Consider the following 16633-nt stretch of genomic DNA (forward strand, 5'->3'; position numbering starts at 1 on the left):
ACCTGCCGACCCTGGCCGCCGCCGCGCGGGCCGCCGCCGTCGGCGCGCGGCCCGTCACCGCGCCGCTCGGCCCCGCCGGCGACGTGTCGCCGCTGCCGGCCGCAGGGGAGGCCGGACCGGGCGACCCCGGGTCCGCCGTGGACCGGCTCGTCGCGGGTCTCGCGGCGCTCGGCACCCTGATCTTCGCTCAGCGGGTACGTCTGCTCGTGGCGCACCGGGTCGAGGACAGCGCCGGGCTGGTCGCCGCCGAGGCGGCGGTGACGGCTGTCGACGAGGACCGTGCCGAGCTGCGGCTGTCGGTGAAGGAGAAGGACGACTTCTTCTCCACGTACTTCGTCAGCACCTGGTCTCCGTACGTGGTCCGGCTGGCGGCCCGGCTGCGGCTCACCCCGACCGGGGTCACGGTGATCTCGGTGCTGTTCGCGCTTGCCGCCGCGGTGCTGTTCGGGGTCGGCGGGCGGCCGGCGCTTGTCGGCGGCGCGGTGCTGCTCTACCTCGGCTTCGTGCTGGACTGTGTCGACGGCCAGTTGGCCCGCTACACCCGGCACTTCAGCGCGTGGGGCGGCTGGCTGGACACGATGGCCGACCGGGCGAAGGAGTACCTGGTCTACGCCGGCCTCGGCTTCGGGGTGAGTCACGCCGGGCTGGGCAACGGCTGGGCGTTGGCGATCGCGGCGATGACGTTGCAGACCGTCCGGCACATGACCGACACCTGGTACGGGGTGCTGCACGACGAGGCGGCACGCCGGCCCCGGACGACGGCGGGCGCCAGCGGCGGAATCGGTGACCGGCTGAACGCCGCCTCGACGCGGGTGCAGGCGGACACGGGCTCGCTGTCGTACTGGCTGAAGCGGACCGTGGTGTTCCCGATCGGCGAGCGGTGGGCGCTGATCGCGCTCACCGTGGCGCTGTTCAACCCGCTTGTCAGCCTCGTCGCGGTGCTGGTCTGGGGTGGGTTGGCGTTCGCGTACACCGGGGCGTTGCGCACGTTGCGGGCCCGCTGGATGTGGGTGCCGGTGCTGGACACGGTAGACGCGACGCTGCACCGCGACGACGGCCCGTTGGCCCGCCGGCTGCCGGTGGTCCGCCCGATGGGGCCGCTCACCCTGGCGGTGCTCGCCGCGCTCGGCCCGGCGGTGCTGCTGGTCGCGGCCCTGGTCGGCGACTCGCCGACGGGGCTGCGCTGGGCGGTGCCGGTGGCGTTGCTGGTGCTGCTGGCCGGTGGCCTCGGCGCCGGTGCCGCGCACAACGGCCCGCTTGACTGGCTGGTGCCGGCGGCGCTGCGGGCCGCCGAGTACCTGTTCGCGATAGCGGTCGGGGTGGTCGGCGGCGCGCCGGGGTGGCTGATCTTCGGCTACGTCTTCGTGCTCACCGTGCACCACTACGACCTGACCGCCCGGCTGGAGAAGCGGCAGACCGCGCCGCCGCTGCACGGCGCCACGCTGGGCTGGGACGGACGTTCGGTGCTGCTGGCCCTCGCGGCGATTGCCGGCATCGTGAGTATCGGCATGGCTACACTCGGTGCGTACCTTCTCGTGGTTTTCGTGGCGAGCGTCGTCCTGGCCTGGTTCGTCCGGCCGGCCCGTAGCGCGCGGGCGTCGGCCGCGCCGGTGGGCGCGGGAGGTGTCGCGCCGCGCTGACGGAGGGACGGCCCGGATGACCCTGATCAGTTTCGTGGTGCCGGCCTTCCGGGTGCAGGGATACCTGCGCGAGTGCCTGGACTCGATCCTCGGCCAGCCGGAGACCGACCTCGAGGTGATCGCCGTCGACGACTGCTCGCCCGACGCCAGCGGCGAGATCATCGACGAGTACGCGGCCCGCGACCAGCGGGTCCGGTCGGTCCGTCTGTCGGAGAACGTCGGCCTCGGTCCAGCCCGCAACATCGGGCTGGACCAGGCCGTCGGCGAGTACGTGTGGTTCGTCGACGGGGACGACTGGCTGGTGCCGGACTGCCTGCGGGAGGTCGCCGAGCGGCTGCGCGCGACCCGGCCGGACGTGCTCCTGGTGGACCACGTCCGGACGCACTGGAACGACACCGCCACCCGCAGCGCGATGGCCGAGGTGTTCCCGGAGTCGCCAGGTGCGGCCACCTTCCGCCTGCGGGACCGGCCGGAGGCGATGCGGCTGCTGCACACCGCCTGGAACCGGCTGGTCCGCCGGGAGTTCCTGGTCGAGCTGGGGCTGCGCTTCTCGGACGGCTGGTACGAGGACGTCTCGTTCAGCTACCCGGTGCTGATGGCGGCGCAGCGGATCGGCGTACTGGATCGGGTCTGCGTCAACTACCGACAGCGCCGCGCCGGCGCGATCACGAAGACCCGCGGGGACCGGCACTTCGAGGTGTTCCCGCAGTGGCACCGGGTCTTCCACCTGATGGACGCCTGGTCGCCGGCGGTGGACGCGCTGCGGCCGGCGGTCTTCGAGCGGATGGTCTGGCACTACCTGACCGTGCTCGGCAACGGTCAGCGGATCGCCCCGGAACTGCGGCCGGCGTTCTTCGCGCAGATCACCGCCGACTACGCGCGGTGGCTGCCGGACGGCGGGTACCCGGTGCCGGAGGGCGTCGAGGGAGTCAAGCACCGACTGGTGGCAGCCGGCCGGTGGCGGACGTTCAGCGCGTTGCGGGCCGCCAGCCGGGCCCGCGACACGGCCCGGAGGCAGGCGCGTACGGCCCGCCGTCGGGTCGGGCCGGTGGCCCGGCGCGGCGCACGGCTGACCCGCGACGGGCTGCTGCGCGAGTACTACCGGGCCGAGCTGCGCCGGCCCGTCGATCCGACGCTCGCCGTGTACGCGGCCTACTGGTACCGGGGATACTCCTGCAACCCGGCGGCGATCTACGAGGTGGCCCGCCGGCTGGCGCCCGGGGTGCGGGGCGTGTGGATCGTGCGCCGGGACAGGGTGGACGCCGTACCGGCCGGGGTGGAGTACGTCGTCGCCGGCACCCCGGCGTACTACCGGGTCCTCGCGCGGGCCCGGTGGTTGGTCAACAACGTCAACTACCCGGACTTCGTGCGCAAGCGGCCGGAGCAGGTGCACGTGCAGACCCACCACGGCACTCCGGTGAAGGTGATGGGGCTGGACCAGCAGCGCTACCCGATCGGCGCGGGCCGGATGGACTTCGCCGGCCTGCTGCGCCGGGTGGACCGCTGGGACTACAGCGTCAGCGCCAACAGCTTCTCCACCCAGATGTGGGACCGGGCCTACCCGGCCACGTACACGACGCTGGAGGTGGGCTACCCGCGCAACGACCGGCTGGTCACCGCCAGTCCGGAGGAGGTACGCCGGCTGCGCGCGGAGTTCGGCCTCGGGCCCGACGAGCAGGTGGTGCTGTACGCCCCGACGCACCGCGAGCACCTGCCCGGCTACCGGCCGCCCTTCGACCCGGACCGGTTCGTCGCCGCGCTCGGTGACTCGGGGCGGCTGCTGATGCGCAGCCACTACTTCCACGATCGGGAGCGTCGACCCGGCCGGCCGCTGGACGTCCAGCGGGTGCGCGACGTCAGCGGCTACCAGCGGGTGGAGGACCTCTACCTGGTCGCCGACGTGCTGGTCACCGACTACTCCTCGGCGATGTTCGACTATGCGGTGCTGGACCGGCCCATCGTGCTCTACGCGCCGGACTGGGAGGCGTACCGCCTGGCCCGCGGTGTCTACTTCGACGTCACCGCGGAGCCACCGGGGGCCGTGGCCACCACGTTCGCCGACCTGCTCGACCTGTTCCGCACCGACGCGGTGCGCTCGGACGCGGCGGACAAGGCCCGCCAGCACTTCCGGGGCCGGTTCTGCCACCTGGACGACGGGCGGGCGGCCGAGCGGGTGGTGCGCCGGGTGTTCCTCGGCGAGCAGCCCGAGCCGTCGGCGGGCTGCTGACCGCATCGGCACCCCCGTGCCGCGTAATAGCGGTGTCATGGCCCGAACATGAGACGTTTACCCGATGTGCGAAACGAATGATCCTGGTCACAGTCTTGTGGGGGTTCGGCCGACGACCTGGGGGAGGTGACGGTGAGCACCGTCGCGCTCAAAGATGTGACCAAAGTTTTCAAGGACGGCACGTTGGCCGTCGACAGCATAAATCTGGATGTGAACGACGGCGAGTTCATGGTGTTGCTGGGGCCATCCGGCTGCGGCAAGTCCACAGTGCTGCGCATGATTGCCGGTTTGGAGGACCCGACAACGGGCGCGGTGCTGCTGGACGGGGAGCTGGCGAACGACCTGCCGCCACGCGACCGCAAGATCGCGATGGTCTTCCAGGACTTCGCGCTCTATCCGCACATGACCGTGGGCGATAACATCGCCTTCCCGCTGCGGCTGGCCGGTGTGGAACCGGAGCCGCGCGGTGAGCGGGTCACCGACGTGGCGAGTGCCCTGGGCATCAGCGACGTGCTCGCCCGCAAGCCGGGCCAGCTCTCCGGCGGCCAGCGCCAGCGGGTGGCCATGGGCCGCGCAATCGTCCGACGACCGGGGCTGTTCCTGATGGACGAGCCCCTGTCGAACCTGGACAGTGGGCTGCGCGCCGAGCTGCGCGCGGAGATCTCCGGGCTGACCAGGGAGCTGGGCGTCACCACCGTCTACGTCACCCACGACCAGGCCGAGGCGCTGACCATGGCCGACCGGGTGGCCATCATGCGCCGGGGCGTGCTCCAGGACGTGGGCACACCCACCCAGGTGTACGGCCGCCCGGCGACGCTCTACGTGGCCGCCTTCCTGGGCAGCCCCCGGATGAACCTGCTGGAGGCGTCGGTCTACGTCCACCTGGACCGGTACGTCACGCTGAACCTCGGTGACCAGTCGCTCTACCTGCCGTGGAACGACATCCGCAGCCGGGCGGTGGCGCACTACCACGGTGAGCGGATCGTGGTCGGGATGCGAGCCGAGGCGCTCACCCCGGTCGCCCCGGACAGCCCCGGTGACGTGCTGCGCGGCCGGATCCGCTACCTGGAGCACCACGGGCACGAGTCGCTGGCGTTCCTCGACATCGGGGCGACCGCGATCATGGTGGACGAGATGGGCGCGCCCCTGGATCCGCCGCCGGTGGGCCAGCGAGGCCTGCGGCGGTTCGGCTCGGTGATGCAGCGACTCACCGGTAAGCCGGTGGACCCGCAGGAGCCGCCGAGCAGTGGCACCCAGACCAGCGTCCTGCCCGACCCGGGCCGGCACCACCGTCGCCCGGCGGAGCTTGCGGTGCGGCTGGCGCCGTACCCGGCGGTCACCGCCGGTCACCCGCTCGCCGTTTCGGTTCGGATGGACGCGCTGCACTTCTTCGACGAGCGTGGCGCCCGGATCGACGTGGGTTGGCGGTGACGCCACGCCGCAGCGGGGTGGCGGGACGCCCGTCCGGTGTCCTACCGTCTGCGCACCTAGTCCAGTATGTGACACACCGAGAGGGGTACACCCGTGTCGGGTGACCGTCCCAGCCCGCTCGTCATCGAGCGCATCCTGCGCGACCGGCAGGGCATCTGGCAGCAGATCGTGGCCGAGGGCGACCTCAATGCCCTGACCGGGCGGATGCTGGCCAGCTCCGCCGTCGCGCTCGCCTGCTACGGGGCGGTGCTCGGGGCGTTCCACAGCCCGTTGATGGCGCTCACGTCCGCGCTGAAGCTGCCGCTGCTGTTCCTGGTCACGTTGGCCATCTGCCTGCCCACGCTCTACCTGTTCAACCTGGTGTTCGGCGCCCGGCTGTCGGTGCGCCAGTCGCTGGCGCTGGTGATGGTCGCGATCACTGTCACCTCGATGCTGGCGGTGGCGTTCGCGCCGATCAGCCTCTTCTTCCTGATCACCGCGCCCGACTACGGCTTCTTCAAGCTGCTCAACGTGGCGATCCTGACGCTGTCGGCGCTTGTCGGGTTGCGTTTCCTGACCGGCGGGATGCAGGTGCTCAACGACCACGGCCTGCTCGCCCCGGCGACGAGCAGCGCCCCGGCCCAGGCCACGGTGCCCGCCGGCGCCGTTCCCGCCACGGTGCCCGCCGGCGTCGTTCCGGCCGCGGTGCCCGCCGGGTCGACGGGGGCCGCCGGCGCGGTTGCCGAGCCGGTCGCCGTTCCGGCCGGAGCGGCTGCCGGGTCGACGGCGAACGGCGCCGCGCCCGACGCCACGACCGCCGCGCCGGCCCCGGGGCAGGTTCCCGCGCAGTGGAACGGTCAGCCGGCCGGCGCCTCGTTCCCGCCCGGCATGATGCCCCCCGGCTACCCGGCGGCGCAGCGCCCGTTCGGCACCCCGCCGGTCCGGCGCGGCGAGCCGACGCAGCGTCCGGCCAGCATGACGCTGCTCTACATCTGGATTCTGCTCTTCGGGTTCGTCGGCACCCAGTTGGCGTGGACGCTGCGGCCGTTCTTCGGTGACCCGGACAAGGACTTCTCCCTCTTCCGCAGCATCGACGGCAACTTCTACGCGGAGATCCTGCGGACGATCGCCAACCTCTGACCCGTCCGCGTCCAGGGAAAACCCTGGTTGCCGCCCTGGTTACCGAGAAGTAACGTCGGGCCATGACCATCGACTCCCGCCAGGTGGCGGCCGGCATCCTGGAAGCGGTGCCGTTCGCCCGTACGCTCGGCATCGAATTCGTCGAGGTGGCACCGGAGGCGGACGGCGGGGTGCGGGCCGTCGTCCGGCTCCCCGACACGCCGGCCACCCACAACCACGTCGGCGGCCCGCACGCCGGGGCGATGTTCACGCTCGGCGAGACGGCCTCCGGCGCGGTCGTGCTGGCCGCCTTCGGGCAGCTGCTCGACCGGGCCGTGCCGCTCGCCGTCCGTGCCGAGATCGCCTACCGCAAGCTGGCTCGGGGGTCGGTGCTGGCCACCGCGCGGCTCGGGCGGCCCGCCCCGGAGGTGATCGCCGAGCTGGAGGCCGGTCGGCGGCCCGAGTTCGCCGTGGAGGTGGAGATCGCCACCGAGGACGGCACGCCCACCTCGGCGCTGACGGTGATCTGGACGCTGCGGCCGAACTGAGCCCGCCACGGGCGGCCGAAAACGGGTTTGCGGGCACTGCCGGGTGGTTAGATTCGTACCGTGCTGGGCCTACCTGCTCATGTGACCGCCTGTCTCTTCGATCTGGACGGTGTGCTGACGCAGACCGCCCGGGTGCACAACGCCGCCTGGACGAAGACGTTCGACGAGTTCCTGCGGCAGCGCGCCGCGGCAACCGGAGAACCCTTCCAGCCGTTCGACCCCGGTCCGGACTACAACCGCTACGTCGACGGCCGGCCCCGCGCCGACGGCGTCCGGTCGTTCCTCGCCTCCCGGGGGATCGTGCTCCCCGAGGGCAGCCCGGACGACCCACCGGACGCCGACACCGTCAACGGCGTCGGCAACCGCAAGAATGTCCTGCTGCTGGAACAGCTGCGCACCGCAGGCGTCGAGGTCTACCCGGGCTCGGTGCGCTACCTGAAGGCGGCGACCGCCGCCGGGCTGCGTCGGGCGGTGGTCACCGCGAGCGCCAACGGGCGCGAGGTGGTCGCCGCGGCCGGTCTGGAGGCCCTGCTGGAGGCGCGCGTCGACGGGCTCGTCGCCCGCGAGCAGAAGCTGCGCGGCAAGCCGCAACCCGACACCTTCCTGGCCGGGGCGAGGATCCTCGGGGTGGACCCGGCCCAGGCCGCCGTCTTCGAGGACGCACTCTCCGGGGTGGCCGCCGGCCGGGCCGGCGGCTTCGGGTACGTGATCGGTGTCGACCGGGTGGGGCAGGCCGACGAACTGCTCGCACACGGCGCCGACGTCGTCGTCAAGGACCTCGCCGACCTGCTCGACGCGGGCGACGCCGCCCCACCGGTGCCGCGCACGCCCGGCCAGGCACCGACCGGCGAGCGGGGTCTCGCGTGATCCGGGAACGGGCCTATCCCGTCGAGCCGTGGCACATCCGGGAGACCCGCCTGGACATGGACGTGCTGGCCCAGTCGGAGTCGGTCTTCGCGCTCTCCAACGGGCACGTCGGTCTGCGCGGCAACCTCGACGAGGGCGAGCCGCACGGCCTGCCCGGCACGTACCTCAACTCGTTCTACGAGCTGCGTCCACTGCCGTACGCGGAGGCCGGCTACGGGTTCCCCGAGTCCGGGCAGACCATCGTCAACGTCACCAACGGCAAGCTGATCCGGCTGCTCGTCGACGACGAACCGCTCGACGTCCGCTACGGCGAGCTGCTGTCCCACGAGCGGATCCTCGACATGCGGGCCGGCACCCTGCACCGGGAGCTGCACTGGCGCTCGCCGGCCGGTCGCGAGGTCAAGGTCCGCAGCACCCGGCTCGTGTCGTTCACCCAGCGGTCGGTCGCCGCGATCAGCTACGAGGTGGAGGCCGTCGACCGTCCGCTGCGGCTGATCGTCCAGTCCGAACTGGTCGCCAACGAGTCACTGCCGGCGCAGAGCAAGGACCCCCGGGTCGCGGCGGTGCTGGAGTCACCGCTCCAGGCCGAGGAGGAGCTGACCACCCCGGACGGCGGGCAGTTGATCCACCGCACCAAGGTCTCCGGGCTGCGGGTGGCCGCCGCCATGGAGCACGAGGTGCACGGCCCGGACCACACCACGATCGAGTCCGAGGGGTACGAGGACTGGGTGCGCACCACCATCGGCTGCGTGCTCAAGCCCGGCGAGAAGCTGCGGGTGGTCAAGTACCTGACGTACGGCTGGTCCAGCCGTCGTTCGCTGCCCGCGCTCCGCGACCAGGTCGGCGCGGCGCTGGCCGGGGCCCGCCTGGACGGCTGGGACGGGCTGCACCGGGAGCAGCGCAACTACCTCGACGAGTTCTGGGACGCGGCCGACGTGCTGGTCGAGGGCGACCCGGAGATCCAGCAGGCCGTGCGGTTCGGTCTGTTCCACGTGCTCCAGGCCGGCGCCCGGGCCGAGCAGCGGCCGATCTCGGCGAAGGGACTGACCGGCCCCGGTTACGACGGGCACGCCTTCTGGGACACCGAGATGTTCGTCCTGCCGGTGCTCACGTACACCCAGCCCAGCGCGGTGCGTAGCGCCCTGCAGTGGCGGCACAGCACGCTGGGGCTGGCCCGGGAGCGGGCCGAGACGTTGAACCTCAAGGGCGCCGCCTTCCCCTGGCGGACCATCGAGGGACCGGAGTCCTCCGGGTACTGGCCGGCCGGCACGGCGGCGTTCCACATCGCCGCCGACATCGCCGACGCGGTACGCCGGTACGTGCTGGTCACCGGGGACACCGCGATGGAGCGGGAGATCGGGCTGGACCTGCTTGTGGAGACCGCCCGGCTGTGGCGTTCGATCGGGCACCACGACCGGCACGGCCGCTTCCACATCGACGGTGTCACAGGCCCCGACGAGTACACCGCGGTGAAGAACGACAACATCTACACCAACCTGATGGCGCAGCGGAACCTGCTGACCGCCGCCGAGGTGGTGATGCGCTACCGGGACGAGGCGTTCCACCTCGGGGTCACCGACGAGGAGGCGGCAAGCTGGCGGGACGCGGCAACCTCGATGCACGTGCCGTACGACGACGAGTTGGACGTGCACCAGCAGGTGGAGGGGTTCACCCGGCTCCAGGAGTGGGACTTCCCGCACACGCCCGTCGAGAAGTACCCGCTGCTGCTGCATTATCCGTACTTCGAGCTGTACCGGAAGCAGGTCGTCAAGCAGGCCGATCTGGTCCTGGCGATGCACTGGCGGGGGGACGCGTTCACCCCCGAACAGAAGGTGCGCAACTTCCTCTACTACGAACGGCGGACGGTGCGGGACTCGTCGCTGTCGGCCTGCACCCAGTCGGTGCTCGCCGCCGAGGTGGGTCATCCCGACCTGGCGCACATCTACCTGCGCGAGGCCGCGCTGATGGATCTGCACGACCTGAACGAGAACACCCGCGACGGCGTGCACATGGCCTCGCTGGCCGGCGCGTGGCTCGCCCTGGTCAGCGGGTTCGGCGGCCTGCGCGACCACGACGGCGAGTTGTCGTTCGCGCCCCGGCTCTCCAGCCGGCTCAGTCGCCTGGAGTTCTCCCTCCAGTGGCGCGGGCTGGCGCTGCGGGTGGACGTCCGGCCGCACCAGACGACGTACTCGCTGCGCCACGGTGGCCCGGACGACGTGGTGGAACTGCGTCACCACGACCAGACGCTGCGGGTCACCTGCAACGAACCGGTGACCGTGCCGGTCCCTCCGGCCGAACCGTCGGGACCGCCGCCGGAGCAGCCGCCGGGCCGGTCGCCGCTGCTCCGGTTGCCCGAGCACGAGCAGTGACGGCCGGGGCGGGAGTGCTCCCGCCCCGGCCGTCGTCCGCGTACGTCAGATCGGCTCGCCTGTCGACGGGCGTCCGATCGCGTCCCGCGGCGCAGCCGCCTTGGGATCGTCGGGCAGCCGGGCCGAGGCGGCCTGGTCCCCGAAGTCCTGGTTGCGCTCGGCGTCCTGTTCACGCTTGGCGCGTTCGGTCATCTGCTGCTGCCGGGAAATCTGCTGCTTGGCCATCGTGATCCTCGCGATCCGTCGGGGCGCGGGTGCGCCTACACGGTCTGCGGTCGGTCGTCGCGTACCCGGCGGCCCACCCGGCAAACGCCGCGCCCGGTGACGGGCGGGCGCGCGTGCGACGCGGTGGCCGGGGTAAGCGGGCCGGAGGCGAGCACGTGGAGGTGCGGCATGGACGAGCAACGCAGCACGGTGACCATTCCGGTGCGGGACGCGCAGCTTCCCGCCGATCTGATGCTTCCCGCCGAGCCGGTGGGCGTGGTGCTGTTCGCGCACGGCAGCGGTAGCTCGCGGCACAGCCCGCGCAACGTCGCGGTGGCCCGGACGCTCACCGGTCGCGGCCTCGCGACGGTGCTGGTGGATCTGCTCACCCCGGCCGAGGACGAGGTGGACACGCGTACCGCCGAACTGCGGTTCGACATCGGGATGTTGGCCAGCCGGTTGGCCGGGATCGTCGACTGGTTGGCCGCCGAGCGCCCCGCCGGTGACGTGCCGATCGGTCTCTTCGGTGCGAGCACGGGTGCCGCCGCCGCGCTTGTCGCGGCCGCGTCCCGCGCCGAGCGGGTGGGCGCGGTGGTCTCCCGGGGCGGCCGACCCGATCTGGCCGGCGCCGCCCTGGCCCAGGTGCGTACCCCGACGCTGCTGCTGGTCGGCGGTCTGGACGAGGAAGTGATCACGCTCAACGAGCGGGCGCTCACCGAGCTGGGCGACGTCGGCGAGCTGTGGGTGGTGCCGGGGGCCACCCACCTCTTCGAGGAGCCCGGCGCGCTCGACCAGGTCGCCGAGCACGCCGGCGCCTGGTTCACCACCCATCTCGCCCGGACGACGGCCGCGCCGCGCCGCTCGTGAGCGACGCGGCGCGGCCGCCTTCAGGAGCGTGCCGGCGTGTCCGTGGTGGAGCGGCGGCGCTGGACGGTGTCGATGACCCGCCAGAGGACGGCGGTGATCGGAACGCTGACGAAGGCGCCGGCGATGCCCGCGATGAGGGTGCCGGCGGTGACCGCCACCAGGATCACGGCCGGGTGCAGGCGTACCTGGCGCTTCATGACCAGCGGCTCCAGCAGGTTGCCCTCGATCTGCTGCACGGCGACCACCGCGGCGAGGGTGAGCAGAGCGGTCGTCGGCCCGTTGGCCGCCAGCGCCACCAGCACCGCCACCGCGCCGGCCACCGTCGCCCCGATGATCGGTATGAAGCCGCCGAGGAAGGTGATCAGGGCCAGTGGCAGGGCCAGCGGCACCCGCAGCACCACCAGGGCCAGGCCGATGCCGATGGCGTCGATCGCGGCGATCAGCATCGTGCCCCGGCTGTACGCGCCAAGCGTCTGCCAGCCGGCCCGACCGGCCTCGGCCACCACGGGTCGGTTCGGGCCGGTCATCCGGGACAGCGTCCAGTGCCACATCGACCGGCCGTCCTTGAGCAGGAAGAAGAGCAGCACCAGGGCCAGCAGTGCGGAGCCGACGACCTCGCTGGCCGTCCGGGCACCCGCCACCGGGTCCGGAGAGCTGCCGCTGAGCCCTTCCCGGGCCTGGTCGATCAGCTTGTCGAGTTGGGCGTCGCTGACCGGCAGGGTGGACGTGACGAAGTCGCGGCTGCGGTCGAGCCCCTGGGTCAGCTCCTGACTGAGCTGGTCGAACTGGCTGGCGGTCAGGTTCCACACCAGCGCGCCGACCCCCACCAGGATGCCGAGCAGCAGCAGCACGGTGAGCAGCGCGGCCAGTGCCGCGGGCAGGCGCAGCCGGCGTAGCCGGAGCAGCACCGGGTCGAGCAGCGCGGTGAGGAAGATGGTGGCGGCCAGGGCGATGGCCAGCGGAGCCAGCAGGACGGCGATCCGACCCAGCAGGTAGAGCCCGGCGATGATCACCACCAGACAGGCGCTCCACAGCACCGCGTTCCGCACCAGCCAGGGCAGGGCCGCCCAGGCCTGGCGGGGCCCGGTCTCACCGGGCGCCGTGGTGCCGGCCGTGGGAGTGGCGCCGGTTGTCCCGGTGGCCTGCGCGGTGCCGGTCGTCGGCGCGGTGCTGCTTGTCGGCCCGGCGTCCGCCCCGGGTTCGTCTGCCGTCATGTCGGCCCTCCTCGATCTCGGCGAGGTCGGTACCCGGCCGGCGACGCGCCGACACCCGAATCGCGCCAGCGCTGGGCCGGCCCTCGGAGTGACGGATGTGCTCTCCAGGCCCGGGGCGTGCCGCCCGCGCGGATCGTACGCCGAGGCGGGCCGGTCGGCGGCGCCTTCGCCATCCGCGCCCGGACGTCGGCGTTTGCGCCGACCGGCCCAGGGAACGCGAAGGGGGAACTACCTGAGGAGGAGGAGCGCCGTGGGTGACTTCATGGACAAGGCCAAGGACGTCGCGGACAAGCACGACAAGCAGGTCGACCAGGGTATGGAGAAGGCCGGCGACATGGCCGACAAGCGCACGGGCGGCAAGTACGACGACCAGATCGACAAGGGCGTGGACCAGGCGCAGGCGCGTACCGGTGAGGGCGACCAGGTCCGCTGACGGACCGGACATGTCCCGGGCCGCCGAGAACTCGGCGGCCCGGGACCGTCTCTGTCGGACGGTACGTCGGTCAGTGCTGCTGCTTCTCGCGTAGCTCGTCCATCGAGGTCGGCCTGTCGCTCAGTGCGTCACGCAGCCGGTCGATCATCCCGGTGCCGGGGGCGAGCAGCTTGTTCGCCGGCGGGTGGTCCGGCGCGGTCGGGTGTGGCCGGGTCGGTGCCACCTTCTTGAACGCCGTCACCTTCGCGGCCAGCTCGACCAGCTCCTCCCGGGCCGCCGCGGCGCGCAGCCGGGGGAAGAGGTCGCTCTCCTCGTCCTTCACGTGGTGGCGGATGGTGCTGGTCAGGTGGGCGAGCAGCTCGTCGAAGCGGGGGTCGGACGGGTCGACCGACTCCAGGTCCTTCATGGTCCGTTCGGCGTCCGAGTGTTCCTCGATCTCGTGCTCGGCGATCTGGTCGCCGTCGGGCAGCGCCTTGCGAGCCGTCGGATAGACGTACGCCTCCTCGGCCACCGCATGCCGGACCAGCTCGGCGATCACCACGTCGGCGAGCTGGCGGCGGTGTTCGGGCGTGCCCTGCCGCGTCTCCAGCTCGACGAAGAGGGTCTCGACCTCGCGGTGGTCGGCGACGAGGATGTCGACGACGTCCTGGTCGCCGGTGGTCTGTGGATCGGTCATCTGGGCCCCTTGCCGGTTGCGGTCGGTAGGTGTGTGGGCCCTGGTACCCCCCAGCGGTCGGGCAAACCTACGGCCACCGACGGATTTGACGGTGATCCGTTGTTCGCGTCGGGGTGCTGTCGTACGCTTCCCTCGGCCCGCCCTCACGGTCTCCAGTGAGGAGCAGTCATGCCCCTGAACCGTCTGCTGACCCTCGGGCTCGGCGCGTGCACGACGCTCGCGATGAGCGTCCCGCTGGCCGCGGCACCAGCCTCGGCCCACCCGTCGCACTCCCACGGCGGCAGTCTGGTCCTTGTCGGTGGCGGGCTCGCCGACGACAACGCGGCCGTGTACGACGACATCGTCCGGCTTGCCGGCGGTGTCGGCAGGGCGCGGATCGGCATCTTCACCGCGGCTGCCCCGGTTCCGGCCGAGGACCCGGACGCGGCCACTCCGGACTGCAACAACAGCGTCTGCAACGGCGACTACTACGCCACGCTCTTCCGGAGCTACGGGGTGGCGGATGCGCAGTGGATCCCGATCGACCTGGACCGGCCGGGCGCGGCCGAGGACCCGGCGGTGGTGCGCCAGATCGAGTCGATGACCGGTTTCTTCTTCGGTGGTGGTGACCAGTACCGCTACGTCACCACGATGACCCGGGAGAAGTCGCAGCGGGACACGCCGGCCCTGGCAGCGGTACGGGGCAAGCTGCGGGCGGGTGCGGTGGTGGCCGGCACGAGCGCGGGCGCGCAGATCATGGCCGGCCGCGACATGATCACCGGTGGTTCCACCGAGCCGGGTCTACGCGACGGGGCCCGGCCCGGCTACTTCGAGGACGCCGGCGTCCTGGCGTACCTGCCCAGGGGTGGTTTCGGCTTCTTCACCGACGGACTGCTCGATACGCATTTCTCGCGGCGGGGCCGGGAGGCCCGGTCGATCCGGCTGGCCGCGGACACGGGGCACCACCGGGTCTTCGGCCTGGACGAGGACACGGCGCTGGAGGTGACAGGCGTCGGCACCCAACGGCAGTCGCTGCGCGTGCTCGGCGCGCGCGGGGTGAGCGTGCTGGACCTGCGTCGGGCGCGGGTGACGAACTCGGCCGCGTGGGGCATCGAGGGGGTCGGGTGGAGCCGGCTCACCAGGGGTGACCGGTACCGCACGGACCGTTGGCAGCCGATCATCGCCCCGGGCAAGCAGCGCGTGCGCCCCGCCGGCGGCCCGTGCCCGGTGGTGCCTTCGGAGGACGTCTTCTACAACTACGAGCTGGTCGGCCTGGCCGAGGGTCTGGTCGGCAACCGGGGATGCGTGTCGGTGTTCGGCACGTCGTACGAGAAGGACCCGCAGTTCCGGGCCACGCTCACCAGGGGGCGGGGCCTCGCTGCCTGGCGGGCCGACACCGGCACCTCGTTCACCGGCGTGGTGATCGGCATCAACGCCGTCTAGGACGCGTCCGACCGACCCCGGGGCACGTGGCTGCCTCGGGGTCGTCGGCGTGCCCGCGACCGTGCCGGACGGTGCCGGCCGGTTCACGAGCTTGTAACAGGGGTTACGTATTGAGCAGCGACGGCGATGGATGTAACTTCTGTTTCATCGAATCGCGGCCCCTCGGAGGTGCCCATGTCCCCTTCCCGTAACCCCATCCGAAAGCGGCTCGCGGTGCTCGTCACCGCAGCCACCCTGCTGACCGTGGCGCCGATCGGAGTGACTGCCGCGCAGGCCCAGGTCACCCGGGTCCGGCAGGGCAGCGCGACGGACGTCAGCCGGGCGAGCTGGTCCGGCCCCGCGTACACCATGAACGGCTCGGGCGGCATCATCACCGCGACGATGAACCAGGCGATCGCCGCGATCCGTGGCGGCACCGGCTCGATCGATGTGGCGGTCGTCGCCGGATCGGGCTCCGGCACCCCGGAATGCGACGTGATCACCGGGCTCAGTGGCGTCAACTCCTGCACCACACTCACCCTCACCGCCGCCAGCGACGGCAACAACAGCCAGGTCAACACCGACATCCGCAACGCCGAGTTCGTCTACTTCGCCGGTGGCGACCAGTGTCGGTACGTGGCCTGGAAGGGCACCGCGCTGGAGGCCTCCGTCGAGTCGGTGGTGGCCAAGGGCGGCGGGGTCGGTGGCGGCAGCGCCGGGCACCACGTCAACAGCGACATCGTGTACGACGCCTGCGGCGGCAGCGCCACCTCGGCCATCGCCCTCGCCGACCCGTACGACACGTCGATGACCTTCACGACCGGGATGTTCCGCTGGCCGAACTACGCCGACACCGTCAACGACTCGCACTTCGTCACCCGGGACCGGATGGGTCGGCTCATGGCGTTCGTGGCGCGCTCCATCTCCGATGGTCGGACGAGCGGGGGCAGGGCCTGGGGCGTGGGCGTCGAGGAGGGCGCCTCGCTCTTCATCGACCGCTCCGGTCTGGCCACCCTCAGTGGACCCAGCGCGTACGTGGTGCTCGGCGATCACCAGCCGGAGGTGGCCGCCGCGGGCCGGCCGTTGACCTACTCCAACTTCAAGATCTGGCGACTGACAAGCGGCCAGAGCTACAACTTCGCCAACCGCCCGACCTGCGGCTATTACCTGAAGAGCGTCACCAACGGGGTCCCCGGCGGCAGCCTCTACAGCGGCACTCCGGTCACCGACTGCTCCACCCCGCCGCCCAGCGGCGGGTCCAGCTATGCCGAGGTCGAGGCCAACGACTCCCGCGCAACCGCCAACGACGTGACCGGCCGCAGCTACCCGCTGACCGTCACGGGGGACATGAAGAGCACCACTGACCGGGACTACTTCGCGGTCAGCCTGGCCAGCGGACAGACCCTGTCCGTCAACTGCGCGGTGCCCACCGCGTACGACGCCGATCTCTACCTGCTCAGCTCCACCGGGAGCACGCTGACCCGGTCGGTGAACGACGGCGCCGGCACGGACGAATCGGCGTCCACCACCCGTACCGCGTCCGGCTCGGCGACCTACTACGTCGAGCTGGAGGCGTACTCGGGGTCAGGCGGCGCGGACTACGGCTGCACCGTCACGAAGTCCTGACCCCCGGCGCGGCGCGGACGCGTTCGGCGCGT

14 protein-coding genes are annotated in these 16633 nt (G+C 72.0%); 11 read left to right on the plus strand and 3 right to left on the minus strand.

Annotation, left to right across the window (positions count from 1 at the left end; translation table 11 throughout):
- From MILUP08_RS03725 to MILUP08_RS03755, 7 genes are all read left to right on the plus strand, one after another.
- On the plus strand, positions 1–1640 hold a 1640-nt coding region (locus MILUP08_RS03725), incomplete at its 5' end, for a DUF5941 domain-containing protein (protein WP_083915798.1).
- Positions 1641–1656: 16 nt separating this feature from the next.
- Positions 1657–3867, plus strand: a complete 2211-nt coding sequence (locus tag MILUP08_RS03730) for a bifunctional glycosyltransferase/CDP-glycerol:glycerophosphate glycerophosphotransferase (protein ID WP_039905315.1) — start codon at positions 1657–1659, stop codon at positions 3865–3867.
- A 132-nt stretch (positions 3868–3999) separates the two neighbouring features.
- A complete protein-coding gene (locus MILUP08_RS03735; protein ID WP_007454867.1) occupies positions 4000–5298 on the plus strand; it encodes an ABC transporter ATP-binding protein in 1299 nt (432 codons plus the stop codon).
- A gap of 93 nt (positions 5299–5391) precedes the next feature.
- On the plus strand, positions 5392–6417 hold the full coding sequence (locus tag MILUP08_RS03740; protein ID WP_007454869.1) for a hypothetical protein: 1026 nt from the start codon (positions 5392–5394) through the stop codon (positions 6415–6417).
- A gap of 62 nt (positions 6418–6479) precedes the next feature.
- Positions 6480–6944 carry a DUF4442 domain-containing protein gene (locus MILUP08_RS03745; protein ID WP_007454871.1) on the plus strand — a complete coding sequence of 155 codons (465 nt, stop codon included), beginning with the start codon at positions 6480–6482 and terminating at the stop codon, positions 6942–6944.
- A gap of 60 nt (positions 6945–7004) precedes the next feature.
- On the plus strand, positions 7005–7811 hold the full coding sequence (locus MILUP08_RS03750; protein WP_007454873.1) for an HAD family hydrolase: 807 nt from the start codon (positions 7005–7007) through the stop codon (positions 7809–7811).
- Entirely contained in the window at positions 7808–10180 is a 2373-nt protein-coding gene (locus MILUP08_RS03755) for a glycoside hydrolase family 65 protein (RefSeq protein WP_007454874.1), read from the plus strand. Before MILUP08_RS03750 ends, MILUP08_RS03755 begins: the two co-directional genes overlap by 4 nt.
- Before the next feature lie 45 nt (positions 10181–10225).
- On the opposite strand, the gene MILUP08_RS03760 is transcribed toward MILUP08_RS03755, so the two are convergent.
- Complete coding sequence (locus MILUP08_RS03760) at positions 10226–10405, minus strand: hypothetical protein (RefSeq protein ID WP_007454876.1); 180 nt, start codon at positions 10403–10405, stop codon at positions 10226–10228.
- A gap of 168 nt (positions 10406–10573) precedes the next feature.
- Here MILUP08_RS03760 and MILUP08_RS03765 point away from each other — a divergent pair, with 168 nt between their 5' ends.
- Positions 10574–11251: a dienelactone hydrolase family protein gene (locus MILUP08_RS03765; protein ID WP_007454878.1), complete on the plus strand. Its 678-nt coding sequence runs from the start codon at positions 10574–10576 to the stop codon at positions 11249–11251.
- Between the two features lie 20 nt (positions 11252–11271).
- On the opposite strand, the gene MILUP08_RS03770 is transcribed toward MILUP08_RS03765, so the two are convergent.
- Entirely contained in the window at positions 11272–12465 is a 1194-nt protein-coding gene (locus MILUP08_RS03770) for an AI-2E family transporter (RefSeq protein WP_007454880.1), read from the minus strand.
- Positions 12466–12727: 262 nt separating this feature from the next.
- On the opposite strand from MILUP08_RS03770, the gene MILUP08_RS03775 reads away from it, so the two are divergent.
- Positions 12728–12898 (plus strand): antitoxin, encoded by a 171-nt coding sequence (locus MILUP08_RS03775; protein WP_255787856.1) that lies wholly within the window; start codon positions 12728–12730, stop codon positions 12896–12898.
- Between the two features lie 70 nt (positions 12899–12968).
- Here MILUP08_RS03775 and MILUP08_RS03780 read toward each other — a convergent pair whose 3' ends face one another.
- Positions 12969–13574, minus strand: coding sequence for a hemerythrin domain-containing protein (locus MILUP08_RS03780; protein ID WP_007454884.1), 606 nt, complete (start codon positions 13572–13574; stop codon positions 12969–12971).
- Between the two features lie 168 nt (positions 13575–13742).
- Here MILUP08_RS03780 and MILUP08_RS03785 point away from each other — a divergent pair, with 168 nt between their 5' ends.
- Positions 13743–14996: a cyanophycinase gene (locus MILUP08_RS03785; protein ID WP_007454886.1), complete on the plus strand. Its 1254-nt coding sequence runs from the start codon at positions 13743–13745 to the stop codon at positions 14994–14996.
- A gap of 174 nt (positions 14997–15170) precedes the next feature.
- Entirely contained in the window at positions 15171–16601 is a 1431-nt protein-coding gene (locus tag MILUP08_RS03790; RefSeq protein WP_007454888.1) for a hypothetical protein, read from the plus strand.
- Positions 16602–16633 lie beyond the last annotated feature (32 nt).

This window comes from Micromonospora lupini str. Lupac 08 (genome assembly GCF_000297395.2).
Classification (GTDB): Bacteria; Actinomycetota; Actinomycetes; order Mycobacteriales; family Micromonosporaceae; genus Micromonospora; species Micromonospora lupini.